General features: G+C 38.6%; 18 protein-coding genes, 6 tRNA genes and 3 rRNA genes. 2 read left to right on the forward strand and 25 right to left on the reverse strand.

Annotated elements, in window-relative coordinates:
- Positions 1 to 10: 10 nt before the first annotated feature.
- The 6 genes from xylF to CIB29_RS14495 form a co-directional block, all read right to left on the reverse strand.
- Entirely contained in the window at positions 11 to 1,120 is a 1,110-nt protein-coding gene (gene xylF, locus CIB29_RS14470) for a D-xylose ABC transporter substrate-binding protein (protein WP_198543901.1), read from the reverse strand.
- Positions 1,121 to 1,283: 163 nt separating this feature from the next.
- Positions 1,284 to 2,894: a response regulator gene (locus tag CIB29_RS14475; RefSeq protein ID WP_094550850.1), complete on the reverse strand. Its 1,611-nt coding sequence runs from the start codon at positions 2,892 to 2,894 to the stop codon at positions 1,284 to 1,286.
- 106 nt (positions 2,895 to 3,000) lie between these two features.
- Positions 3,001 to 4,479: a sensor histidine kinase gene (locus tag CIB29_RS14480; RefSeq protein WP_094550852.1), complete on the reverse strand. Its 1,479-nt coding sequence runs from the start codon at positions 4,477 to 4,479 to the stop codon at positions 3,001 to 3,003.
- 2 nt (positions 4,480 to 4,481) lie between these two features.
- A complete protein-coding gene (locus CIB29_RS14485) occupies positions 4,482 to 5,468 on the reverse strand; it encodes a sugar-binding protein (RefSeq protein ID WP_157910316.1) in 987 nt (328 codons plus the stop codon).
- Between the two features lie 172 nt (positions 5,469 to 5,640).
- A complete protein-coding gene (locus CIB29_RS14490; protein ID WP_094550856.1) occupies positions 5,641 to 7,023 on the reverse strand; it encodes an MATE family efflux transporter in 1,383 nt (460 codons plus the stop codon).
- A gap of 11 nt (positions 7,024 to 7,034) precedes the next feature.
- Positions 7,035 to 7,481, reverse strand: coding sequence for a MarR family winged helix-turn-helix transcriptional regulator (locus CIB29_RS14495; protein ID WP_094550858.1), 447 nt, complete (start codon positions 7,479 to 7,481; stop codon positions 7,035 to 7,037).
- A 616-nt stretch (positions 7,482 to 8,097) separates the two neighbouring features.
- Between CIB29_RS14495 and CIB29_RS14500 the strand changes: the two genes are divergently transcribed.
- The gene (locus CIB29_RS14500; RefSeq protein ID WP_094550860.1) at positions 8,098 to 9,480 is read left to right on the forward strand and encodes an MATE family efflux transporter; all 1,383 of its coding nucleotides are present in this window, start codon (positions 8,098 to 8,100) and stop codon (positions 9,478 to 9,480) included.
- A 326-nt stretch (positions 9,481 to 9,806) separates the two neighbouring features.
- Here CIB29_RS14500 and CIB29_RS14505 read toward each other — a convergent pair whose 3' ends face one another.
- From CIB29_RS14505 to CIB29_RS14585, 17 genes are all read right to left on the reverse strand, one after another.
- A complete protein-coding gene (locus CIB29_RS14505) occupies positions 9,807 to 10,463 on the reverse strand; it encodes a ribonuclease H-like domain-containing protein (RefSeq protein WP_242965239.1) in 657 nt (218 codons plus the stop codon).
- A 128-nt stretch (positions 10,464 to 10,591) separates the two neighbouring features.
- A 5S ribosomal RNA gene (gene rrf, locus CIB29_RS14510) occupies positions 10,592 to 10,708 on the reverse strand.
- Positions 10,709 to 10,976: 268 nt separating this feature from the next.
- Positions 10,977 to 13,820 (reverse strand): 23S ribosomal RNA (locus CIB29_RS14520).
- Positions 13,821 to 14,042: 222 nt separating this feature from the next.
- Positions 14,043 to 14,119, reverse strand: a tRNA-Ile gene (locus tag CIB29_RS14525).
- Between the two features lie 3 nt (positions 14,120 to 14,122).
- A tRNA-Ala gene (locus CIB29_RS14530) sits at positions 14,123 to 14,198 on the reverse strand.
- A gap of 278 nt (positions 14,199 to 14,476) precedes the next feature.
- Positions 14,477 to 15,995, reverse strand: a 16S ribosomal RNA gene (locus CIB29_RS14535).
- Together the 16S, 23S and 5S rRNA genes with 2 tRNA genes alongside form the textbook arrangement of a ribosomal RNA operon.
- 1,044 nt (positions 15,996 to 17,039) lie before the next feature.
- Positions 17,040 to 17,927: a copper amine oxidase N-terminal domain-containing protein gene (locus CIB29_RS14540; protein WP_094550864.1), complete on the reverse strand. Its 888-nt coding sequence runs from the start codon at positions 17,925 to 17,927 to the stop codon at positions 17,040 to 17,042.
- A complete protein-coding gene (locus CIB29_RS19520; protein WP_278335864.1) occupies positions 17,918 to 18,049 on the reverse strand; it encodes a hypothetical protein in 132 nt (43 codons plus the stop codon). The genes CIB29_RS14540 and CIB29_RS19520 overlap by 10 nt, the downstream gene beginning before the upstream one ends.
- An 81-nt stretch (positions 18,050 to 18,130) precedes the next feature.
- A complete protein-coding gene (locus CIB29_RS14545; protein ID WP_094550866.1) occupies positions 18,131 to 18,727 on the reverse strand; it encodes a uracil-DNA glycosylase in 597 nt (198 codons plus the stop codon).
- A 70-nt stretch (positions 18,728 to 18,797) separates the two neighbouring features.
- Positions 18,798 to 19,355, reverse strand: coding sequence for a uracil-DNA glycosylase (locus CIB29_RS14550; protein ID WP_094551153.1), 558 nt, complete (start codon positions 19,353 to 19,355; stop codon positions 18,798 to 18,800).
- A gap of 170 nt (positions 19,356 to 19,525) precedes the next feature.
- Positions 19,526 to 20,452 (reverse strand): metal-dependent hydrolase, encoded by a 927-nt coding sequence (locus CIB29_RS14555; RefSeq protein ID WP_094550868.1) that lies wholly within the window; start codon positions 20,450 to 20,452, stop codon positions 19,526 to 19,528.
- Positions 20,453 to 20,569: 117 nt separating this feature from the next.
- A complete protein-coding gene (locus CIB29_RS14560) occupies positions 20,570 to 21,472 on the reverse strand; it encodes an LCP family protein (RefSeq protein WP_094550870.1) in 903 nt (300 codons plus the stop codon).
- Positions 21,473 to 21,601: 129 nt separating this feature from the next.
- Positions 21,602 to 22,039 (reverse strand): DMT family transporter, encoded by a 438-nt coding sequence (locus tag CIB29_RS14565; RefSeq protein ID WP_094550872.1) that lies wholly within the window; start codon positions 22,037 to 22,039, stop codon positions 21,602 to 21,604.
- A gap of 80 nt (positions 22,040 to 22,119) precedes the next feature.
- A tRNA-Tyr gene (locus CIB29_RS14570) sits at positions 22,120 to 22,205 on the reverse strand.
- Positions 22,206 to 22,212: 7 nt separating this feature from the next.
- A tRNA-Thr gene (locus tag CIB29_RS14575) sits at positions 22,213 to 22,288 on the reverse strand.
- A 31-nt stretch (positions 22,289 to 22,319) separates the two neighbouring features.
- Positions 22,320 to 22,395, reverse strand: a tRNA-Val gene (locus tag CIB29_RS14580).
- 81 nt (positions 22,396 to 22,476) lie between these two features.
- Positions 22,477 to 22,553, reverse strand: a tRNA-Pro gene (locus tag CIB29_RS14585).
- Positions 22,554 to 22,870: 317 nt separating this feature from the next.
- Between CIB29_RS14585 and CIB29_RS14590 the strand changes: the two genes are divergently transcribed.
- Positions 22,871 to 23,629, forward strand: coding sequence for an N-acetylmuramoyl-L-alanine amidase family protein (locus CIB29_RS14590; RefSeq protein ID WP_094550874.1), 759 nt, complete (start codon positions 22,871 to 22,873; stop codon positions 23,627 to 23,629).
- A 105-nt stretch (positions 23,630 to 23,734) separates the two neighbouring features.
- Here CIB29_RS14590 and CIB29_RS14595 read toward each other — a convergent pair whose 3' ends face one another.
- Both CIB29_RS14595 and CIB29_RS14600 read right to left on the reverse strand, forming a co-directional pair.
- Positions 23,735 to 25,111: a PhoH family protein gene (locus tag CIB29_RS14595; RefSeq protein ID WP_094550875.1), complete on the reverse strand. Its 1,377-nt coding sequence runs from the start codon at positions 25,109 to 25,111 to the stop codon at positions 23,735 to 23,737.
- Positions 25,112 to 25,457: 346 nt separating this feature from the next.
- Positions 25,458 to 26,513, reverse strand: a complete 1,056-nt coding sequence (locus tag CIB29_RS14600; protein ID WP_094550877.1) for a YkvI family membrane protein — start codon at positions 26,511 to 26,513, stop codon at positions 25,458 to 25,460.
- Between the last annotated feature and the right edge of the window lie 164 nt (positions 26,514 to 26,677).

Raw genomic sequence — 26,677 nt, forward strand, 5'->3', positions numbered from 1 at the left:
GTTTTGGAAATTACTTTTGTTGTGGCCATTGGTCCTTTGGTACGTTTTTGTATACATCTTCAAGCTTATGGAATCCATCTTTGATAACTGTATCAAGCATGTTATTCTTATCTACCTGAATTGGTTCAAGAAGAACAGATGGAACATCAATCTTACCGTTGTTTACTTTATTGTTAGTTTCAATCTTTTCACCTTTTGCCATGGCAACTGCTAATTCAGCAGCTTTTGAAGCAATTGCTTTGATTGGCTTGTAAACTGTCATGGCCTGTTTTCCTTCTACGATTCTTTGTACAGCAGCAAGTTCAGCATCTTGTCCTGTTACTAAAACTTTACCGTCAAGCTTCTGTTCTGCCAGGGCCTGGATTGCGCCACCTGCAGTACCATCATTGGAAGCCACTACAACATCAATTTTATTATTGTTAGCTGTAAGAGCATTTTCAGTGTGCTTTAGAGCTTCTTCCGGCTGCCAGTCTTTTGCCCATTGGTCCCCAACGATTTTAATATCTCCCTTGTCAATAAGAGGTTGAAGGATATTCATTTGTCCCTCTCTGAACAGTTTAGCATTGTTATCAGTTGGAGCTCCACCGATTAACATATAGTTTCCTTTAGGAACTTGCTTTACAGCATATTCTGCTTGTAATTCCCCTACCTTTACGTTGTCAAAAGAAACATAAAGGTCAACATCGCTGTTTTTAATAAGTCTATCATATGCTATAACCTTGATTCCTTCTTTGTGAGCTGCATCTACGATAGATGCTGCAATTTCACCATTGTGAGGAACTACTACAAGGATATCTACACCTTGTGTAATCAGGTTTTCTGCCTGTGATACCTGAAGATTGTCATCTCCATTTGCTGATTGTACAATTACTTCTGCACCTAATTCTTCTGCTTTAGCAATAAATAAATCTCTGTCTCTTTGCCATCTTTCTTCTTTTAATGTGTCCATCGAAAGTCCGATTTTAATCTTTTTACCGGCATCAGGTTTTTCTGTACTTGCCGCAGGCTTATCACTTCCTGTTGATTGTCCAGGATTCTTTGCACATGCTGCAAATATTGCGACTGTCATAACAAGTACAAGTGACATCGATAATACTTTTAAAACTTTTTTGTTAAACACAATAAATCCTCCTTAATAGTTAGTGAATTTATAACTTTGCTTTACCATAATCATAAACTATTAAAGAGGATTTTTCTCTACAGTAAATTGGCAACCATTATTCATTTTTTGTTATGCAAACACTTTTGCAAAAATGATATAGCATTATTTTGTTAACTAAAATCTATAGCCCAAATCTGCCTCGATACTCACTCGGGCTTAAACCCACTTCCTTTTTAAAAACCCTTGAAAAATAATTTGGATCATTATATCCTACTTTAAAACAAACATCCTTTACGCTGTTTTCAGGTCTTTCAAGCAGTCTTTTGGCATGTTTTATTCTTACTCTTGTAAGGTAATCTATAAAATTTTCCCCACTTTCCGCCTTAAAAAGTTTGCTAAAATAGTGGGGACTGATAACCACCGCTCTGGCCACATCTTCCAATGTAAGTTCATGGCTGTAATTATCCTCTATATACTGTTGTGCTTTGTTAATAAGTATATTAATATTATTTTGCCTGGCATCCTGTATTTTCTGCACTAACTCAATTAATTTAGCCTGAACCCACAAATAAATTTCTCGTGCCCGTTCTTCATGAAAAAATTCATTATTTTCTATTCCATGAAGGACATTGAAAATATCTTCTTCTATTCCCATTTCATATGCTGTCCTGGAAAGTACAACTGCCAATTCAAAAATGTGAGGCTTAATTCTTTTTACATCATCCTGAAAGCTCTGTGTAAAAATATCAAATATTTCTTTTAAAATTTTAATACTTCCTTCCACATCCCCCGCCTTTACTCTTTCACAAAGTAGGTTTTCTTTCTCAATCGGATACACAAAATGTATTTTATTTGCAAAGTCGATATCAGAATAATGCACAATATCTCCAGGCTGTGATATATAGGAAAGGGAACTGACCGCCTGTATATAGGAAATACTCATATTCTCCGCTCCTGGATAACTACGTCCTATTCCAATGTTAACCCGTACACGATTCTCCCTGAAAATTTCTTCTACAAGTTTATGAGCAACATCTATCGACCATACTCGTATGCTATATTCATCCTGTGCTGGACTTCTGGAAATAAAAATACCTACTTTATCTGAAATAAGAGGACTTACTACACACGAACATAGGTTTTTCACTACGTTTCCTATCGTATCTAATACCTTCTGGTTAATAAAACTCCTTCCTAACTGGTTATTAATCTTTTCAGGATATCCATCCTTATTTAGAAATATTACCATACAGAATCCCAGATCAAATCTGATATCCAGAAGCTCTTCGTATTTTAAAGTTTTGATTTTTTCCGTATCTCCAAAAATCATCGAATAAGCAAATTCAGATTCTATCAAAGGGATAATATTATTTAGCTTTTCTACCAGTTCCAGTTCCCGTTTCCTTTTTTTCCGTTCTTCCTCAATCTGTTGAATCATTTGATTGATGGTGTTTACCAGTTTATCCCGTTTTACAGGCTTTAGCAGGTAATCTTCTACCCCCAATGCAATTGCTTGCTGGGCAAAATTAAAATAGTCATAGGCAGATATAACAACAAACCTGGTGTTAGGAAAGGTCTTTACAATTTGTTCAATTGCTTCAATTCCATTAATACCGGGCATTTTTATATCCATCAGTACAATATCCGGCCTTAATTCATGGCATTTTTCTATTGCCTGTCTCCCATTCTCCGCTTCTTCAATTATACCTACACTGCCAATGTTTTTTTCTATGATTACTCTAAAAGCCTGCCGTTCTATAGGTTCATCATCGGCTATTAGTATCTTGTACATAATGCACCTCTTCACCTTCCTCTATTATTTCCCGGGAAATTATTACATTCGACATAAATCCCTTACTCCGTTATATCTTATAAGCTATATTTTTCAATGAACAATCTTAAATTGTTATCGCAGGTAACAGCAGAACTACCCTTGTCCCCTTTCCTTCTTCACTGTCTATCCTGATTACATCTTCTATACCATAAAAGATTCTTAACCTTTTTATGACATTTTCCATTCCTATCCCTGTTTCTTTTATCCCTTTACAATTATTTTTTCTACTACATTCAAGTATTTTTCCTATAGTTTCCTTATTCATGCCCGGCCCATTGTCTGACACTTCCACTTCAACTCTGTCACTCTTTTTAGCTATATTAATCGTTATTATTCCTCTTCCCTCCTTCCTTTCCACTCCGTGTATAAATGCATTTTCTACAATGGGCTGAAGGATCAAGGAGGGTACTGCTAACTCTAACCCTCTCTCATCAATATTCATTTCAATTTGCACTCTTTCACCAAACCGGGCTTTTTGAATGTTGATATACTCCTTAAGGTTATCTATCTCTTCCTGGAGAGTAACAGGGCGATCTATCTTTCTCAGATTGTACCGCAACAGGTCCGCTACTGACTCTATGAGAGAACAGGTTCTATCTGCACCTTCCAACATAGCTGTCTGTGCTACTGTACTTAAAGTATTAAACAAAAAATGGGGATTAATCTGTGATTGAAGCGTTTTCAATTCTGCTTCCCTTAATAAACCGCTTATCCTTAGATTCTCTGCTTCCTGTTTATGTAGTTCAACCTCAATTTCCGCCTTATCCTTAATATCTTCAACCAGTCTTTTAATACTGGAACTCATGGCATAAAATGTCCTGCCTAAAATGTCTATTTCTTCTTCTCCCGTGTTGTCAATTTGCTCAATTTCAAAATCTCCTTGCGAAATTTTACCTGCTGCTCCTACCAGTCTGTTGATAGGTCTGACAATATTTTTGGTCGACCATAGTGCAAAAATCACACTGAATAATGCTGCGCTTAATATGGATATAACTGTTAATCTTTCCGCATATTTTATTCTTTCCCTTAATCCCCTGTACAGCTCATTACTCTGGTTTAACTGGGCAAATATTAATGTCCTCATATGTTCATCAATAAACCCGGCGATCTTGTCTGCCTCGTTAAAATGATAGATGTACTTTTCATAGTCTCTGGCACGATTGGACCATACTGCCGCATCAGCTTCTTCTGTATAGCTATTAACCATTCTCAAAATTTTATAAAAATTCAGTGCATACCGTTCATCTATAGCCTCAATGCCTTTTCCAGCAACATAACTGTATAAGGTAGAAAGACGTTGACTGTATTGGTTGTAATTTTTCTCGGATGGATCTGCCAGATAGGCTTCTAATGTATTGTTTAATTCTACAACACTATTAGACATGTCATTAAGATATATAATACTATTTAATACACTGCTAAAACGAATGGATGTCACCGATGCCACATAGTAGGATATTACGCTGATTATGCTCATAAACAAGATAACCGCTATAAAGAATACTATTAATTTTGTCCTGATTGAATTAAGCCTTATTTTCATTATTACTCCTCAACCGTCTTTTGATAGTCTTGTACATTATGTTTTGTAATGGGTTCTACCGGCGTATGGATAGATGCTGGAATGCTTTTTCCCTTTTTAAAATCATACATTCTCTTTACCGCCTCATTGCCCATCTTATATGGTTGCTGTGCTAGCGTAGCATCTACTACTTCCTGCTTTATATATTCCAAAGTGTCCGGCAAATCGTCAAATCCCACAATTTTTACCCGCCCTTGCAGTCCTCTGCTTACTACTACCCTGGCTGCTCCTATAGGGTCTAACGAGCTAGTACAATATAGCGCATCAACATTATTATTTGCTAAAATAAACTGTGCTTTTTCAGTTGCACCTAATAAAGAGATATTGGAAGATTGAATATCTACTATATTTATATTTGGATATCTTTCCATTACACTCTTAAATCCATCTACTCTCTGTTTTAAATTAGCAGGCTCAAAATTACCTGTAATAATTCCTACATTACCTTTGCCTTTTAACAGCTGTGCTAAAATCTTTCCCGCCTGTGTGCCTGCGTCATAATTATCCGTACCCACATAGGATATTCTCTTACTTTTAGGAGCATCGGTATCTATGGTTATTACAGGTATCCCTTTCTCTATCGCCTTGTTAATTACAGGCATAAATTGCTGCTCATCAAATACGTGGGTTATAATTCCGTCTACTTTTACTGCTATGGCAATTTCAATTAACCTTAACTCTTCTGTAAGGTTGCTTTCTGTCGGCCCGGTATATTCCAAAGTTACTCCTATTTCATTTGCTGCATCTTCTGCTCCTTTTCTCACCCGCTCCCAGTAGGGATTACCAAGAGAATGAGAAATTAATGTAAAGTAATATCTTTCGTTAAACTTATTTAGATCATATTTCTTATTCTCAGTATTATTCTTATGAAAAGAAAAAAGAAAATTATATAAAAATATCAATGCAACTAAAGGAAGTAATATTATAATTGAAAGAATTAACTTTTTCACAACGCAACTGTCCCTCTTTATCGATACTATATACTGTAATAAATTGTTTACCATTTAAGGATGCCCCACTGTGCTGCCTCTACAAATATGATTTATATTATATTTAGTTTTACTGTTGGACATCTATAGTATTCCCTAAAAATAAAATGACTATAAAATAAAACAGACATTACTATTCCATTTGTGGTTCGGCTGAATAGCCCTCCTGGTGCTTTTGTTCCAAATGCCTTAACTCCATAAAGAGCAAAATTCCTGTCAATACGGAAGAGCCAAGATCAGAAACCGGACCCGCAAGCAATATACCATTTAAGCCAAGATTAAAAATTCTGGGTAATATCAGCACTGCAGGAATTAAAATAATCACCTGCCTGGACAGACTTAAAAACATTGCTTTCTTTGGCTTTCCAACCGCCTGGAAGTAGTTAGCACCAACAATTTGGAAGCCGATAATGGGCAAAAATATCAAGAAAATCCGTAAAGCCCGGGCGCCTAATTTGATCAGTTCTTTGTCCGCCCGGTTAAATAAAGCAATCAGTTGTGCCGGAAATAATTGGATTACTACAAATCCTAAAGAAACCACTACTGTTGCGGCTATAATGGCTAATTTCAACGTTTCCTTCACCCGGTCAAACTTTTGAGCACCATAATTATATCCAATAATTGGCTGAGCACCCTGATTTATTCCAAATATAGGCATCAATATCAACATTGTAACACTGTTCAGCACTCCCATGGCTGAAACTGCTACATCTCCGCCATAGTAAGTTAGGCTATTGTTTATAATAGCACTTAAAAGACTGGCAGCCAGCTGCATAGCAAAGGGGGCAGAACCAATGGCACAAATTTTGCCTACAACAGGTAGCTGTAATTTCATATTCTTTACACGAATCTTTAATAAACTTTTACCGCCAAAGAAATAATAAAGTACCCATATTGCAGATACTGCCATGGAGATAATAGTAGCAAGTGCCGCTCCCTGGATTCCCCAGTCAAAAATGAATATGAAGACAGGATCAAGAATGGTATTTAAGACAGCTCCAATTAACATGGTAATCATGGCAATTTTAGGGTTACCTTCTGCACGAATAAAATTATTCATACCAAAGCCCACAGCCTGGAATACTGTTCCCCATAAAATAATGCGCATGTATTCTCTGGCATAAGGCAATACCACCTCACTGGCACCAAACAGCTGCAGCAAAGGATCAATAAAAATCAGTCCGACCACGGAAAGAATAGCCGCTGTACCGATTAATAGTATCATTCCATGGGCAGCAATTGTTTCTGCTTCCTCTTTCCTTTGTTCCCCTAATTTGATAGAAATCAAGGATGTAGAACCAATACCTATCAACATTGCAAATGCCATTATAACAATCATAAAAGGAAATCCGATGGTGACTCCCGCAATCCCTAGAGAACCGACGCCATTTCCTATAAAAATTCTATCCACTACATTATATAGCGCATTTACCAGCATTCCGACTATTGCAGGAATAGAAAATTTCAATAATAACCTTGAAACTTTTTCTTCTCCCAGTTGTTTTGAACGGTCCATCATGTACCTCCTTACAATCTTTTTATTAAATCTACTACATACTTCAAGCTTTTTACTAATTCATCTACTTCCTCTTCAGGTATTGGTTCAAATAAGCGCATAAAATTACGCTCATATGCCTGTATTTTAAGGTCCAAATACTCCATACCTTCTTTTGTCAAAGATAACCATGTTTTTCTGCGGTCGTGGGGGTCCCGCTCTCTGCGAACCAAATTCATACCTTCCAGTGAATCAATTAATGTAGTAAGGCTTCCTTTACGCATATCCATACACTTTCCTAAATCAGTAGGCAATATTTTTTCCTTTTTTTTAATAATAAACATTGCTTTTATCTGACTTTTATTACATCTAGGCCGAATATTATCATCCTGGTGAAAACCGACTGCAAATTTTTGATGGTATAAAGGTATAAATTCAAAAAGCAGGCTATTTACTTCTTTCACTTTTTCATCCTTCACATTTTCACCTTCAATCTAATGTTAAATAAATTAGTTAGAATTCTTACTATTAGAATTCTAACTAATAATATAAAAAAAATCAATATAAATTTTTAACAAATACTATTTTTTTATTACCTTTACTGAACTTACGCAAAAGAATTTAAGATAAGGTATATCAGGACTTTGATACTTAAATAGGGTTGTAAAGGTTGTTGCAGTAGGATTTCCACTATTTGCAGATATGTTATGTATACCTGGTATGGTATATTTTTTGGTTAAACTTCTAATTTTTTACAGGACATCGTCCAAGTTAAGGTAAATAATGTTGTGTACATTATTAATGTATCATCAAAAGATGCTAAAAGTAAACAGGTAAATCATGTTACAAACCCAATAGCAACAACCATTTGGAATAAATTAAGTGTCTGATATATTTATTTTTCAAGGCTCTTAGAGTTTTGCGTGAGTACTGTTAGTAAATAGTATATAATGGCCAAATTTACGCTGCATATTTTGTGGACTTTTTTGTTTTGTTTTGATGTAAATTTGCAGGAATATTGTAATAATTGTAGAATATCTATTAAAGAAAGTATGAATCCTTGCAGTTAAATTCTATATAATTAAGGTGAAAAAATTGTATAGTCATATTGAGTCCTGCAAAACTAATGCAGATACAATTGAAATTGATAGGTCAACTATAAGAAAAAATATTATCTCCCTTGCATGGCCATCAGTAACTGAATTAATTCTGGTAACCCTATGTGAAATGATAGATATGATGATGGTAGGAAAGCTCGGACCTTATGCCATCACTGCCGTTGGGCTTACCAGCCAACCTAAATTTGTTATGCTTTCAGTGTTTCTGGCTTTAAATGTAGGCGTAACTGCCCTGGTAGCCAGACTTAAAGGTGAAAACAATGTCAAAGAAGCAAATGCTGTAGTACGCCAGGCTTTAGTTTTATCTCTTTTATTTGCTATTCTGGTATCTATATTAGGCGTTATTTTTTCAAAAAATATGATTGTCTTGATGGGAGGGGAACCGGATACTATCCAACCGGGTACAGATTATTTCAGAATCCTGATGGGTGGATTTATATTCACAGCCATTTCCTTATGTATCTCTGCTGCACTAAGGGGTGCAGGAAATACAAGAGCCGCTATGCGCTTTAACATTACTGCCAATGTCATAAACGTTGTATTCAATTACCTTTTGATTTATGGAAAATTCGGATTTCCAGCATTAGGTGTAAGCGGCGCTGCAATAGCTACAATAATCGGCTGGTCTGCAGCATCCATTATGGCATTAATCACTATAATCAGAGGAGATAACTATATTTTTATATCCCTTAAAGATAATTATAAACCTAACCTGAAAATTATTAAAAGGATTGTAAGAATCGGATTACCGGCTGCAGGAGAGCAGTTTGCTCTCAGGGCAGGATTGTTACTATATGTAAGGACAGTATCAAGCCTTGGTACAGTTGTATATGCTACGCATCAAATATCTATAAATATACTTGGCCTTTCCTTTATGAATGGTCAGGCATTTGGTATTGCTGCAACATCCCTTATCGGTCAAAGCCTGGGGCAGAAACGACCTGACCTGGCAAAGACGTACGCGATTGAGACAAGACGCCTGGGTTCACTAGTATCTACCCTAATTGCTACCTGCTTCTTTTTCTTTGGTGAACAACTGGTTTCTCTATATACCAGTAATGCTGAAATAATAAAAAGTGGTGGTGTGGTATTAAAAATTGTAGCTTTACTCCAACCTTTCCAGTCTTCTTTCCTGATACTCTCCGGTGCATTAAGAGGTGCTGGAGATACTCGCTGGCCTGCAATTTCAACATTTATAGGAGTTTTAATCATCCGCCCCATCTTGTCTTTTATTTGTGTATTAATTTTTCATTGGGGACTGATCGGAGCATGGGTGGCATTGGTTAGTGACCAGTTATTACGATTCGTATTGGTTTATTTCCGTTTCTTGTCGGGAAAATGGACTACAATTAAGGTATAGATATAGATTCAGATTTAGATTAAGGTTTGAGATTGCTACTACCTTGCAGGTAGTAGTAATTTTTTATTTGAAAAATCTTTAAATAAGTAAGTAATTTTAAATATTCTTTTGGAATAATATATAAGTATTACTAAGTACTTTACATTGTCTATTTTAGTTCACAGTTCACGGTCCACAGGATTTTCTTGGCTAATTTCTGTGAACTGAGAACTGTGAACCGTGAACAAAATAACAATAATGTAACATACTTAGTGTTATATATATATAGCACAAGAAGTTAATTTAATGTAACTGTAATAATTATATTAACTCCATGCCCCTTCCCTTTACCTGACGTACTTGTTCCAGTTTGTTGCTATGTGGAACAAATTAACTACATCCTGAAGGTTATAGTTTAAAATCTTGTCTATTTTTTCCTTACTTATTCGTTCGCCATACCCGGGTTCTTTTAAAATTCTTCCGAAGGTTTTTGCCAGGTTAGAACCACTTATCAATTCTCCATCCCTTTCAATTCCAAAAATCTTCTCCAGGTTTTTAAGTCCCGTTATAGCTCCCGTATACTTTAGATATTTTTTTTGCAAATCTACCAAGGAATAATTTTTTTCAATGTTAAATTTTATTTTATACTTTTTAAATAGAAAATTAATAACTGAAAAATCATTTTCCCCTGCAAAAGTTATAATATATTTCTTTTGATTCGCTGTAAGTAAGTCCCTGGCTACATATAATATTTCACGGGCATCTTGTTTATCCTGTATCATATACTGTATTGCTTCAATAGTATTTTTTTCTGAATTATACGTACAGGTTCCAAAAACACCGATACAAAGCGGTATTTTATAGATAAAATGCTCCAAATCCAAATATAGTGCATTTTTAAATATATTTTTGTCTCCCTTTAGTTCGATGCAATGATCTATATCTATTTTTCCTGCATCCAGTGTCGTCTTGTTAATAATCATATCCAATCTCCATCTATTCATAGATTCCTTCTGCACTATTATATCATAAAAAATCTATTAACAAAGCCTCCCTGAAATAAGATTTTATTGTACATTAGATATGTACACAACAAAAAGACATACCCAACTGGATATGTCTTTTTGATCAGTTCCGGCAACGACCTACTTTCCCGGGAGGTCCCCCTCCAAGTATCATCGGCACGATGGAGCTTAACTACCGTGTTCGGAATGGGAACGGGTGTGTCCTCCATGTCATTGTCACCGGATAATTCAACTGTGTTGATTTTTCGTTCACAGGTCACGGTTTGAATTCTTAACCTGCTCTTTTAATTGCCTCAGGTACTCTTTCTTGTTCACCAGCATGTTCCCCATTCACCTTTCTACTGTGAACTGTGAACCATGAACTGTGAACTGTTTCATGTACCTTCAAAATTAAACAATGCTTTGACATGAGGTTTTTGCAAAAACCTTCTTCATATATTCTTTCCCGCAATTAACCTCGTCCTTAATAATTATTCATTGTTAATTGCTTTCTTGGTCAAGCCCTCGGTCTATTAGTATCAATCAGCTGAGTGCATTACTGCACTTACACCTTTGACCTATCTACCATGTAGTCTTCATGGGACCTTACTAGCTTTTGCTATGGGAAATCTTATCTTAGGGGGGGCTTCACGCTTAGATGCCTTCAGCGTTTATCCCTGCCGCACTTAGCTACCCAGCTGTGCACTTGGCAGTACAACTGGTGCACCAGTGGTGCGTCCATCCCGGTCCTCTCGTACTAAGGACAGCTCCCTTCAAATTTCCTGCGCCCGCGACAGATAGGGACCGAACTGTCTCACGACGTTCTGAACCCAGCTCGCGTACCGCTTTAATGGGCGAACAGCCCAACCCTTGGAACCTACTTCAGCTCCAGGATGCGATGAGCCGACATCGAGGTGCCAAACCTCCCCGTCGATGTGGACTCTTGGGGGAGATAAGCCTGTTATCCCCAGGGTAGCTTTTATCCGTTGAGCGACGGCAATTCCACTCTCTTACCGCCGGATCACTAACTCCAACTTTCGTTACTGCTCGACCTGTCCGTCTCGCAGTTAGGCTAGCTTTTGCGTTTACACTCTTTGCGCGATTTCCGACCGCGCTGAGCTAACCTTTGAGCGCCTCCGTTACCTTTTAGGAGGCGACCGCCCCAGTCAAACTGCCCACCTGACAGTGTCCCATACCCGGCTTACGGGTACTGGTTAGAATTTCGGTATCTCAAGAGTGGTATCCCAACGTCGACTCCATATACACTGGCGTGCATATTTCTTAGTCTCCCACCTATCCTGTACATGAAATACCAAAATCCAATATCAGGCTGCAGTAAAGCTCCATGGGGTCTTTCCGTCTAGTCGCGGGTAACCAGCATCTTCACTGGTACTACAATTTCGCCGGGCGCGCTGTTGAGACAGTGCCCAAGTCGTTACGCCATTCGTGCGGGTCAGAACTTACCTGACAAGGAATTTCGCTACCTTAGGACCGTTATAGTTACGGCCGCCGTTTACTGGGGCTTAAGTTCAAAGCTTCGCTCTTCGCTAACCTTTCCCCTTAACCTTCCAGCACCGGGCAGGCGTCAGCCCCTATACGTCGTCTTTCGACTTAGCAGAGACCTGTGTTTTTGCTAAACAGTCGCTTGGGCCTATTCTCTGCGGCCTGGTCTCCCAGGCACCCCTTCTCCCGAAGTTACGGGGTCAATTTGCCGAGTTCCTTAACAACGCTTCTCCCGTTCGTCTTAGGATTCTCTCCTCACCTACCTGTGTCGGTTTGCGGTACGGGCACCTCACCAATATGCAAGCTTTTCTTGTCAGTGTAGATTCATCTGCTTCGCTACTTGTTTTCGCTCCCTTTCGCCACACTCTACCAACGGTGTGGTCAGACTATCTTCCTGCGTCCCTTGCATACTTTTCGGCTTCGGTGGTTACGGAATTTCAACCGTATGTGCATCGACTACGCCTTCCGGCCTCGCCTTAGCTCCCGACTTACCTTGAGCGGACGAACCTTCCTCAAGAAACCTTAGGCTTTCGACGATTATGATTCTCACATAATTCTCGCTACTCATTCCGGCATTCTCACTTCTATCTCGTCCACATGTCCTTTCGGTCATGCTTCTGCCTACCATAGAAAGCTCCCCTACCATACTTGCGTATCCAAAGCTTCGGTATAGGTTTTAGCCCCGTTACATTTTCGGCGCAGAATCACTCGACCAGTGAGCTATTACGCACTCTTTGAATGAATGGCTGCTTCTAAGCCAACATCCTGGTTGTTTTAGCAACTCCACATCCTTTACCACTTAAACCTATTTGGGGACCTTAGCTGTTGGTCTGGGCTGTTTCCCTTTTGACTATGAAACTTATCTCCCATAGTCTGACTCCCGGACATCATCTCTATGGCATTCAGAGTTTGATAGGGTTCGGTAACCGGATAAGGCCCCTAGCCCATTCAGTGCTTTACCTCCATAAGATTAATCCGAGGCTAGCCCTAAAGCTATTTCGGGGAGAACCAGCTATCTCCGAGTTCGATTGGAATTTCTCCGCTACCCACAGCTCATCCCCCACTTTTTCAACAGTGGTGGGTTCGGACCTCCACGAGACTTTACTCCCGCTTCATCCTGTCCATGGGTAGGTCACCCGGTTTCGGGTCGTATGCATGCAACTTTACGCGCTCTTCACACTCGGTTTCCCTACGGCTTCGGTGCTTAACACCTTAACCTCGCTGCATACATACACTCGCCGGACCGTTCTACAAAAAGTACGACATCGCACCTTAATGTGCTTTGTCTGCTTGTAAACACAGGGTTTCAGGTTCTCTTTCACTCCCCTCCCGGGGTTCTTTTCACCTTTCCCTCACGGTACTTTCCTCTATCGGTCATTAGGTAGTATTTAGGCTTGGGAGGTGGTCCTCCCTGCTTCCCACCGGATTTCACGTGCCCGATGGTACTCTGGATCCTGATGGCTCACTTTTGCTTTCGCATACGGGACTTTTACCCCCTGTGGTCTACCTTTCCAGGTAGTTCTGCTAGCTCCTGTGATGCCGTCTTCAGTCCTCAACCCCAAAGGTATTTCTACCCCCGGTTTGGCCTTTTCCCCTTTCGCTCGCCACTACTTAGGGAATCGATGTTTCTTTCTTTTCCTCCGCCTACTTAGATGTTTCAGTTCAGCGGGTATTCCCCCGCATAGCTATGGATTTACTATACGGTGACCGGATATTGCTCCGGCCGGGTTCCCCCATTCGGATATCTGCGGGTCTTAGGCTATTTGCGCCTCACCGCAGCTTTTCGCAGCTTATCACGTCCTTCTTCGGCTCCTAATGCCAAGGCATCCACCCTGCGCTCTTTCTAGCTTGACCATTTGTTTTAGTGTGGAGTGGGAAGTGGATAGTGGGGAGTTCCCTCCTCCAGTCCTTACTTCCTTATCCTTCACTTTTTGAACATTCTGGTGTTCTCCTGTTTTTAGAATTATATGAGTAAAGTTTTCCTTTGAAATTACAGTGTAATACAGTGTTCTCCACTGCAGTTACCCTATGATCTTTTCCTCATGTCTTTACATTGTTTAGTTTTCAAGGTACATTTGGTGGGCTTAAGTGGACTCGAACCACCGACCTCACGCTTATCAGGCGTGCGCTCTAACCGGCTGAGCTATAAGCCCATGTGGTGGAGATGAGGAGAATCGAACTCCTGACCCCCTGCTTGCAAGGCAGGTGCTCTCCCAGCTGAGCTACACCCCCACAGTTATTGCGGTCAGTGACTTTGTCACTTAACCCTACATTAATTTAATTAATCATTAACAATTCTATTGAAAAACCTTTTATTAGCTTCATGCTTTCATGGGTAATGTTTTTTCCCCACTCCCCACTATTCACTGTCCACTAATGAATTGGTCTTTCAAAATTAAACAGCGTAAGCGTTCTCAGACATTACTTATCGTAATGTATCGACCATAGGATTCGTTCCTTACTTGAATAATTATTAATTATTAATTATTAATTGGAACTTCTCTCCTTAGAAAGGAGGTGATCCAGCCGCACCTTCCGATACGGCTACCTTGTTACGACTTCACCCCAATCATCGGCCCCACCTTCGACTGCTGCCTCTTCCGTTAGCTCACAGGCTTCGGGTGTTACCGACTCTCATGGTGTGACGGCCGGTGTGTACAAGGCCCGGGAACGTATTCACCGCGGCATGCTGATCCGCGATTACTAGCAATTCCGACTTCATGTAGGCGAGTTGCAGCCTACAATCTGAACTGGGACTGCTTTTGGGGATTTGCTCCACCTCACGGTCTTGCTTCCCTTTGTTGACAGCCATTGTAGTACGTGTGTAGCCCAGGACATAAGGGGCATGATGATTTGACGTCGTCCCCACCTTCCTCCGATTTGTCACCGGCAGTCTCGCTAGAGTGCCCAACTTAATGCTGGCAACTAACAACAAGGGTTGCGCTCGTTGCGGGACTTAACCCAACATCTCACGACACGAGCTGACGACAACCATGCACCCCCTGTCTCAGTGTTCCCGAAGGCACTCCCCTATCTCTAGAGGATTCACCGGATGTCAAGCCCTGGTAAGGTTCTTCGCGTTGCTTCGAATTAAACCACCTACTCCACTGCTTGTGCGGGCCCCCGTCAATTCCTTTGAGTTTCAACCTTGCGGCCGTACTCCCCAGGTGGGATACTCATTGTGTTAACTCCGGCACAGAAGGGGTCGATACCTCCTACACCTAGTATCCATCGTTTACGGCGTGGACTACCAGGGTATCTAATCCTGTTCGCTCCCCACGCTTTCGCGCCTCAGCGTCAGTTACAGTCCAGCAAGACGCGTTCGCCACTGGTGTTCCTCCTAATATCTACGCATTTCACCGCTACACTAGGAATTCCGCTTCCCTCTCCTGCACTCAAGATATGCAGGTTCAAATGCAGCCCCGGGGTTGAGCCCCGGTATTTCACATCTGACTTGCTTACCCGCCTACACGCCCTTTACACCCAGTAATTCCGGACAACGCTCGCCACCTACGTATTACCGCGGCTGCTGGCACGTAGTTAGCCGTGGCTTCCTCCTTAGGTACCGTCATCTTTCGTCCCTAAAGACAAGAGTTTACGATCCGAAGACCTTCTTCCTCCCCGCGGCGTTGCTGCGTCAGGGTTTCCCCCATTGCGCAACATTCCCCACTGCTGCCTCCCGTAGGAGTCTGGGCCGTGTCTCAGTCCCAATGTGGCCGGTCACCCTCTCAGGTCGGCTACTGATCATCGCCTTGGTAGGCCGTTACCCTGCCAACTAGCTAATCAGACGCGAGGCCATCTTATACCGGATTGCTCCTTTGGTCATCACGACATGCGTCCTGATGACTTTATGCGGTATTAGCACATCTTTCGATGTGTTATCCCCCTGTATAAGGCAGGTTCCTCACGCGTTACTCACCCGTCCGCCGCTAAGGTATCTTAGGTTTCCCTTCAATACCTCCGCTCGACTTGCATGTGTTAGGCACGCCGCCAGCGTTCGTCCTGAGCCAGGATCAAACTCTCAATATATGTTCACGGTTCACAGGTCACGGTTCACTGTTCACTGAACCTCTTCTGTCAACCCAATCTGTTCCCCGTTATATATTAATCGTTCAATTTAGCTCATAAACTATTACTAACTTACTTTATTAAGTACGCTAGGTTTACTCATTTTTTGTTCACACTTTCACTCTCACCGCTCACTTCTGTGAACTGTGAACCGTGAACTGTGAACTATAATCAACGAGAACCTCTTACGCTGTTTACTTTTCAAAGACCAATTCCTTTACCGCTCTCTCAAGCGGCGAAACTCATTATACCAAATCAAAGTTTGTTTGTCAACAACTTTTTTCTGATATTTTTTATCACTTCTTACCGAAGCGACAAATGCTATACTAACATAATCTTTTTAATCTGTCAACACCTTTTTTATTGGTATTTTTAACCGCTTTCCTTGGTGCGACTTTCATATATTAACATAATCTTTTATTCATGTCAATATATTTTTTAATATATTTTTTGTTGTTATTGCTGTTTTGCAACAGCTTTAATAATATAACACATAACTACTATTTTATTCAAATGAAACTTAATCCTATTAAATGCGATAGATTAACATTATGTAAATTTATTTACTCTATGCTATTCTTTTTTCACTTACGCTGCTTTATACATCTCTTTTGTTTAATATTGATTATAACGGTCTGAAACTTTGTCGGCTTCTATCAAAGCTTTCCAAGACGCTTCAACGTCCACATCTCTGTTGACGCTGGTCTTTGACCCAAGCTCCTTGGTGGTTACTTGGACTGGACTTGCACCAGTTAGCGAATTACGGCTCCGCCGGGCACGCCCGAAACTGCTGAAAAAATGCTTCTACTTATATTCAATTTTAGAAGCACGCAGCTATCTAATTCATAACCCTTTTAAAATGGAATTTGGATAGAAAAAATCCTCACAATCTAAAAAAGTAAAGACTGCTGACAAAATATGTATATCAGCAGCCTCAAAATTTTAATTCTTTTGATATCTATTTATTTTACATAATCTTTATTGATATTATGTAAATTACCAGATTTAGTTGGCACCTGTTTGTTCAGTTTGAGCTCCATCATTAGAAGTACTATTTACAGTATCCTCTGTTGTTCCAGCGTCCTGTTCTATTTCACTGTCTGTAGTTGTGGAATCAGATGTAGTTCCATCTACCTGAATGGCTCCCTCTACTGGAGCAGTACCTTCAGTTTGAGTAATTTCTCCAGTTGTTGTAGTTCCATCCGCTTGGGGACCTTCTTCTGTGGAAGCAATGTCAGAGTCGGAAGTGGGTTGCCCATCTTCCTCAGCTTCATCTTCAACAATTACTGTACTGCTTTCTTCATCCCAATCCACTTTTAAACCAAAGGTTTCAGCTATAAATCTTAGAGGAACAATAGTCCTGCTGTCATTGATTTCTGCAGCACAATCCAATTGAACTTCTTTTCCATCCACTGTAGCGATAGCACTATCAATTTGCAATTTAATTACCACCTGGGCAGTATTATTTGTCTCAGTGTTAGCAACTTCTTTTATAATGGTAACAGTTCTGGTTGCTTCATCCCATTCAACCTTTGCCCCCAGAGCATTTACAACAGCTCTTACAGGGATAAGAGTTCTGCCGCCCTTTATAACAGGCGGAACATCAAATTTCACATCTTTACCTCTTACGAACACACCTATCGTAGTGTCGTTGGCTTCCTTTTTCATTTTAGCAATTTCAGCAAGAATTTCTTTTCTAGCTTCTTTATTGTTTCTTACTGCTTTAAACTGCTCTTTTACTGCTTCAATTTGATCTTTCAGATCTTTTATCCGGCTTTTCAATTCTATAATTTTGGTTTTTATCTCTTCTCGGTTTTGAACTTTTATTTCTTGACCTTCATTAATATTTTCTTCAGTTGCTGTACCAGTTTCCAGAGTTTGTTCTATTTGCACCTTACCACGTCCGTTAGTGCTATTTTAGTGCTATTGCTCTTTTCATTTCCCTTTGCCATTGCAATAGATGCATTTGCAGAAATCATCGCAGTTACAATTAAAACACTTAATAGCTTCTTCATTACTAAATACCCCCTGTTTTTTATCTTTTTGTTTTGCATTATATATATTCGAATAATACAAAAGCTTTTTGGGGGTATTTTCTAAAATTTTTTGCTTTTTTGTCGCAATATATCCTTTAACTTTTTTATATCTTGAACATATATATCCTTTAGCCCCCTATTATAAATAATACTAGCTGGATGATAAAGGGGAAAAAGATAATATTCAGTGTTTGATATTGATATCAATTCCGATTCACCATGGACCTCTCCAATACTGATATCATAATCATCTGTTACGGCCCTTAATGGAACATTTCCTAAAGTCACGATATATGTAGGATTGATAATTATTATCTCTTTTAAAAGATATTCTCTATTCTGCCTGACTTCCTCCTGTGTTGCAGGTCTGTTAACAGTTCTTCCGGTTTTTGGGTTAATTTTTGAAAGCCTATATTTAATTGCATTGGTTATATAAATAGATTCTCTATCCATCTCCAGCACTTCTAAAAACTCACTGAGATTTTTTCCCGCCATCCCCACAAAAGGTTTAGATAGCCTGACTTCATCCTTACCTGGAGCTTCTCCTATTAATAACAACTGAGCATCAACATTACCGTCCCCAAAAACAATTTCCTTGTCTTCAAACTGCTCTTTGTAATTTTCATATAGCTTGCTCATTTGATCTTTTTTATCCAATTTATAACTCTCCATTCTCATCGGAAATACTTTTAATTCTTAATCTATTCTTTCCACTACTCCACATCTACTATTCACTATCCAATAATTCGAGCTTCTCCCTTACTTTTTTGAAATCCTCCCAAAAGGGAATCTTTTTAGACTCATCTCTAAGTAAGGCGGCCGGGTGAAAGGTGGGCATGAGCCAGTAACCCTTCCTCTCTATCCATTCTCCTCGTACCTTGCTAATTTGAGCCTGAGAGTCTATAATATATTTCATTGCGGTTGCTCCAAGACATACGATAATCTTTGGCTTTATTAACAGTACCTGATTCCGTAAATATTGAATACAGGTTTCCGCCTCGTCAGGAGCAGGCACTCTATTCCCTGGCGGCCTGCATTTGACAACATTGGCAATATATACATCTTCCCTTTTTAGCCCAATTGCTTCTATCGCTTTAGTCAACAGCTGTCCTGCCCTTCCTACAAAGGGTCTGCCGGTACTATCTTCATCCGCCCCCGGACCTTCTCCTACAAACATCAGTTTCGCCTTGGGATTACCTTCCCCAAAAACTACGTTATTCCTCTTCTGTGCCAAACTACATTTATGGCAATTATAACATTGTTTTTTCAAACTATCCCAATCCATCCACTCCAAGTTATCACCTCAAATACTTATACTTTACTTTTTTATTTATTATATCTATGACTATAAACTCACGTCAATCTATCAGTAAACATTATGCATATTAATTTACATAGAAAAAAGACCATAAAAAGCTAATTTACTTTTCACAGTCTTTTTAAAATTCTTAATTATCATATAGGTATATCTACATTCCTCTTCATTGAATAAGGGTGAAACTTTTGGTCTATAACTTCGAAATCATCATTTACTTTTGCTGTAGCATGGTGTAAAAAGGTATTTCTTATATAATAACGTACATCTATAAATTTAAATACCTTTTTCCCATCATCCCATACAATATGGTAGCATGGAGTAAATTCGGCAAAGAATTTCGCTATTGGAGTCTTGATCACTTTATTCATTAACTGCTGTTCCAACATCTTTAATTCTTCTAAAATCTTAACATTTCTTTTAAATACATTTTTTTCACCAACGATAATCCTTTCAGACCTTCGCACAATAAAATGCCATTTAAATAACCCTAACATGGAAGGCATAATATTTACATCTTTCTTGGTTACATCAAAATAAAGTTTAACTTTATGTCTAACACCATACAGCATAGATGCACGAATAACGATATAGGATACCAAACCAACTGACATAGCATTTGCAAGGGTACCCTCAAGTATTAGGTACAGAAAAAGAAGCAAGAAAACAATAGGGTCAAAGATAATGAAAAGCCCAAAGGCCAGCTTCTTTTTATAAAGCGGCCACAAAAATTGAACTCCATAGGAATTAAGCATATCAATTCCACTATGGGATAAACAGCCTAAAAATGACCATAACCATACATTTAAAAAAACAAATTGCTTATAAAAGGGCATCAGGCACAGGGTTATGATTCCTGCAAAAGCTGCCAGGCTCACAACCGAGTGGGATATTCCCCTATGATTTTTTAAATATACATAATCTCCCCATTTCTGCAGAACAATATCCAGATCAGGCGCCATAGAACCCAATACAGCTCCCACAAAAGCAGGATTATCCATGGACATTGGCTGTCCCCCCAATTTAGATATCCCCATACCTATTAATGCATGAGTTACTGGATCCATAACCTCACCTCACAATCTACAAAACAAAACCCGACACTTATGTCGGGTTCTTAAGCGCTTTTTACTAATTATAACATAAACTAACCAGTTTTTTTAGTGTAAATATATTACAATCCCTTATTTTAAACTTAATTTGTACCCAAAACTTTCTTCTATTAATGATATGGTCTTTTGATCATCGGCAACAAAATAGGATGCACCGTTTATCATTTTAGGTTCACCGGGAAGTTGATACATCTGTATATTGTTAGAATTAAGGGCTTTTATCATTGATAAATTTTTAGCAACGTCTGCAGCAGTAATATTTGTCTTAACATTTTCCTTAATTGCTTTAAATATGTCATTTGCTTTAGATAGATATTCCAATCTTAGTTTTTGTTCCAACAGTGCCTTTATAAATGCTTGTTGTGCCTTAATCCTGCCAATATCTCCTTCCGGATACTGTCTGTAACGTACAAACTGCTCTGCCTTTTTACCGTCTAGATGCTGCATACCTTTTTTCAGATGGATGTGTAAATCCTGAACCGGGTCATCATAGTTCATATTCACCGGTACATCAATATCAACACCACCTAATATATCAATAATATTTCTAAATCCTTTAAAATTTACTGTTACATAATAGTGTATAGGCATGCCAGTGATTTCTTTAACTTTTCTTATTGCTAATTCTTCTTTTCCTAACGTTAATGCAGCATTAATCTTCTGGTACTTATTGTTTATCTTCACCCTTGTATCTCTAGGGATGGAAAGCATATTTAATTTTTTATTTTTAGAATCCAAACTTGCTACAATCATGACATCCGAACGCGCTTCACTGCCATCAGTGCCCATGATTAAAACATTAATCTTTTTACCTAGTTGAAAAGGCTGTGTTTTATCCAGCACATCAGGCTGAGCCTTATTATTCTCAGAAGTTTGAGATTGGAATGCAAGATTTGCTGCAATAATTCCCCCTGTAACTGCAACAAAAACACTAACTATACTTAAAACAAGTATAATGTATTTTTTGACATTCATTTTTAATCATCTCCTACTTTTAAAGATAACGTGCTTAAAGCAAAATTCGTTATCTGCAACCTCACATTTCTATATAATATTACCTCTAATAAATAAAAGATTCAACAGAAAAATACCCTTTTAAATAAATTATTTTATTACCAGCCTGACACCAATTAACATAAAAACAATCCCTAGTATTTTTAGTATTCCAATGGGTGAACGAGGTACTCCAAACATTCCAAAATGATCTATTAACACACCAATTATTAGTTGGACTGCAACAAAAATGGATAGCGTTGTACCCGTGCCCAAAACCGGAATCACTTGAATAGTAAATAATACTATTACAACCCCTAAAAGTCCTCCTATCCAGTAAATAGGATGTACTTTTATTATACTTGCATAAGCACCTAAATTTCTATAGAATATGTTAATTAAAAATAATACCACTGTTCCGGTCAGGAAGCTATGTAACGCAGCAACTCTTGGTGACACTACTTTCCCCAGACCGGCATTAACGGGTGGTTGAACTGCTAAAAATATGCCTACTGTTACTGCAAGAGCGATCGCATTAAACTTACTCATTCTACTCCTCTTTTCCTGTTAATATAATACAAAATGCTGCAATATTAAAAAAACTGTAGCTATATTAGCTACAGTTTTTGTGGTGGAGGGGGATGGATTCGAACCATCGAAGCTGTGAAGCAACAGATTTACAGTCTGCCCCCTTTGGCCACTCGGGAACCCCTCCAGATAGATGGAGCTGGCGAACGGAATCGAACCATCAACCTGCTGATTACAAGTCAGCTGCTCTGCCTATTGAGCTACGCCAGCACACATATTTATTTATATCTAATCTAATTTATGGTGGGCACAATAGGGCTCGAACCTATGACCCCCTGCTTGTAAGGCAGGTGCTCTCCCAGCTGAGCTATGCGCCCATAAAATTATGCTGCTTATACTGCGAGAAATATAATAGCACATCTCAAAACTTTAGTCAAACATTTTGATATGCCAATTAATGGTCGGGGTTGAGGGACTTGAACCCCCGGCCCCATGGTCCCAAACCATGTGCGCTACCAAACTGCGCTAAACCCCGCTACTTAGCGACTCTCACCGCGACACTTGTATATCTTAATATATTTTATGCTATTATTCAAAGTTTAATTTACTCCATAACTATAATTTACATTATTATATCTCTTCTTTTCTTTATATATCTAATTATCTCTCATGTTTTTATTAAAACAGATTTGCTTTTTTACTATTATGGTCAACCAAACAAAGCCATGCATGGGCCACTGCGGTGAGTGTGCCGAAGGACCTACTTAATCTCAAACTTTTTTTAGCAAATACGAATATTTTTTCATTTCAAGAATACATTTATTGCGTAATAAGTTTAAAGGAGCAGGTAAGATGCATAAATGTATTCTTATTTATATTACCTGGAAAGGAATAATATGTGTGGCAGTTATTGCTGTTATTTTATTTTTACTGCCTGCTGCCGTTATCCGGGCAAATATAAAAAAAATACCTCATACCGGAGAATTATCAGGGAAAATTATCGTAGTCGATCCTGGACACGGTGGAGTAGATAGTGGTACGCACTATGAAGGAAAAGTACTTGAAAAAGATATCAATCTTGCAATTGGACTTAAACTTAAACAGCATTTAACAACAAAAGGGGCATCGGTGATTATGACCAGAGAAATCGATGATTCACTAGATGACCATAAAAAGAACGGCAGCCGCCACCGTGAAGACCTTAATGCGAGAGTAAATATAGTAAATAAAAGTCAGGCTGATGTTTTTATCAGTATTCACGCCAACTGCATAAGAAACAGTTCAAGTACACTGGGCCCAATGGTATTTTACCATGGTTCCAGTGAAAAAAGCAAATATCTTGCGGAGTGTATACAACAATCTTTAAATACCCTTTCAGCTTATGAAAATATAGGTGCAAAGGCCAAACATCTTGCTGCTAAAGGTGATTATGTGGTCCTACGTGAAACTTCTCCCCCGGGTGTAATTGTTGAGGCAGGTTTTATCTCAAATACTACTGATAGAACATTACTGCAAAAAGAAAGTCACCAGCATGAAATTGCTGAATTAATTGTACAGGGAGTTATTAAGTATTTTAATTACGAGAAGTCAGAAGTAGAGACTAAAGATTAAGACCACTGAAAAAGTGCCTCTAGAATCAGGGGCACTTTTTCAATGGTTTCGGATAAAGATTCCGCATCCCGGCCAAACCTGCTGCAACCCTTGGTTATGGTTTATTTACATCCTTGTCGCCGCCTCATAAGCCAGCGGTGATCTTTCACATTCATTTTCCGTCAATGTGATCTGGCAGCACAGCTTGCTTCCTTTCATTTTTTCTGCTGCGTAGCATAACCCGTTGGTACGCTCATCCAAAAATGGATGGTCTATTTGATGGGGATCACCTAAAAGTATAATTTTTGTTCCCATTCCCGCCCTGGTGATAATACCTTTTACCTGTTTGGGCGTTAGGTTTTGAGCTTCATCTATGATTACCCAGTGACGGTTGATTGACCTCCCTCTAAGGTAAGCAATTGCCTCACTGGTGATAATTTTTCTGTCAAATAATTCATCTACTTTGTCCTTTAGTTCCTTTTCGTTATAATACCTGCGTTCATCGTCATTATCAATTAATATCTCCAGATTATCCCGAATTGGGCGCATAAAGGGTGCAATCTTTTCTTCCTCTGTTCCAGGTAAAAATCCAAGTTCTTCATCCATCATGACATTTGGGCGGAGAATCAGGATCTTTCTATACATTTTAGTCCTTTCTTCAAGAATTTTATGTAATCCTACAGCCAGGGCATAAAAGGTTTTTGCTGTTCCTGCCGGTCCCTTAACTATTACCAGAGGGACTGAATCTGTATCGGCAAAGAGTGCTTCCTGCATGAATTTCTGCCCGGCATTTCTCGGGGTAACTCCAAAAGGATTAATATTTAAATAATTTAAAGGTACAATTTCTTTACCGTTAAATCTCCCTAGAGCCGTTTGTTTAGAATTATTAAACGAATGGATTATCAGGAATTGGTTAATCTCCAATTCGGGTATTACAGGTATATCATTCTCTTGATAGACTGCAACATCTTCAAGTTTTATCGGTTTATGATTGCTATAAAATTCATTGATTTTATCTGGATGGGCATATACTTCAATTCTTCCCGTATACTGTTCTTCATATTTGGGGACCTGTTCACTGAAGAAATCCTGTGCTATTACATCAACGATATCTCCTTTTATCCTTTCAAAAATATCCTTTGTAATTAAAAATACGGAATAACCATCTTCTTTTAATCCCTTACAGACCTGGAGTATCCTATTATCACATGAATATTTATCCCAGCTTTTTGGGAGCTTTACATTATAATGGTTCATTTCTACCCTTAATGTTCCGCCATTATCCAGGGGTACCCCCTCGTTTAACCTCCCTTTTTCTCTCAGTTTATCAAGATAACGTGCCACATACCTTGCATTCGCACCCAATTCCCCAGGTTCTTTTTTAAACTTATCCAGTTCCTCTAAAACCACTTCCGGCAAAACAACAATGTTATCGCCAAAGGATAGGAGTGCTTGTGGTGATTGAAGTAATACATTGGTGTCAAGTACATAGATTTTCTTCAATTGTATCTCTCCATTCATTACCTTACTATATCTTTCCTCTTATTGCCTTATATTTAAAAAGTGCTTTTCTACTCCTTTCTTTAGCCAGTTATTAATATTTTGTTTGCCGGCAAAACAGGTAAGATTAGCAAGATATTTTTTTGTGCTATATTAAATATATATTTGCCATTCAAGTTGGATATGCTACCGGGTACATCGGGCGTATATTTTATTTTTGAAGAATATTATTCTAGGCTCTAAGCCTTTCCGCAACGTTCTTTCCATAATATTCTTCAAGAATATTAAATGCGCCCGGGTATATATCGATCTGCATCATGAGTTGCACCAAAGGTACCAGGCTTTACTTTTAATGCCTGGAAATCAATATTTTTATACCGTCAAATAACGTAACAACAGCCATAAACAATCCTAGATATCCAAAAAATGAATATAACCCTTTTACCAGATTTGAAAAACCCATATGTGCAAAAGGAATAGATAATATACAAAAAGTAAAAACGCAAAGTGTTTTGTTTATTCCGGTCCATTGGATTACTCTATTCATAAAACCGTAGCCATTTGACACTGCTGTAGTAAACATGGCACTAAATAAAATAAATGTATAGATTAATTCTATTATCCTGCCTTTTTTCATTGCTATATGTAAGAATGGAATTTCGTAAGGTAATATTTCTGAGTAAAACATTTGCATTACTGCCCATAATATAAAAGCCATTACCCCTAATGAAATTCCTCCAAGTATTCCACCCATTATAGCTACTTTTCTTTTGGTAAGCAAAGGACATAACGCCGTTAGAATTACAACAATTGTAAGCGTATTATAACTGACATATATCAATGCAGATGAAAACCAGTTATGAGTTACCTTTTGGACAACATATATAAACGACATCACACCTGTATCCTTGAATATCAATATATAGCTTCCCAGAAATGCTATTCCTATTATCATTACCGGTGTTAATATCTCGTTTACCGCTACCACTCCTTTAATATCATTAAGGAAAACAATTATGCATAAGCCGACCATCACTATAATTCCTATTTCCCTGCTTATACCAAATCCTTCATCAAATATCGCACCACTACCGGCTACCATTACACAAAAACCGGACAGCATAAACAAAGATACTACCAATTCAACGAAATGTCCTAACCCCTTTCCAATCAAAGGGATGACATATTGGTCGTAGCTGCGGATTTTATTTGAATATATCTTATTCAGGACAACTGCGCCAATAAGAGCAAATAATATTCCCGATAGTATGATCCCATATATACTTTGATACCCATATACAATAAAGAATTGTTTTATCTCCTGTCCCGAAGCAAACCCAGCTCCCAAAATTGTCCCGGTGTATACGCTCGCTATTTTAAACGTATTTTTTAAATCATTACTCACACTTTAACCTCCTGAAAGTTTGTTTAGTACATCATATTAGAATGGTGGATTGTCCTATTAATTTTTTTAAGAGGTTAATAGGTAAACTGTGCCGAGTTTGACCGGCGTGACAGTTAATATCAAAATTATAAATAAATTCGACATCCATCTCCCCTACTAAAAGA

This window comes from Petroclostridium xylanilyticum (genome assembly GCF_002252565.1).
Classification (GTDB): domain Bacteria; phylum Bacillota; class Clostridia; order SK-Y3; family SK-Y3; genus Petroclostridium; species Petroclostridium xylanilyticum.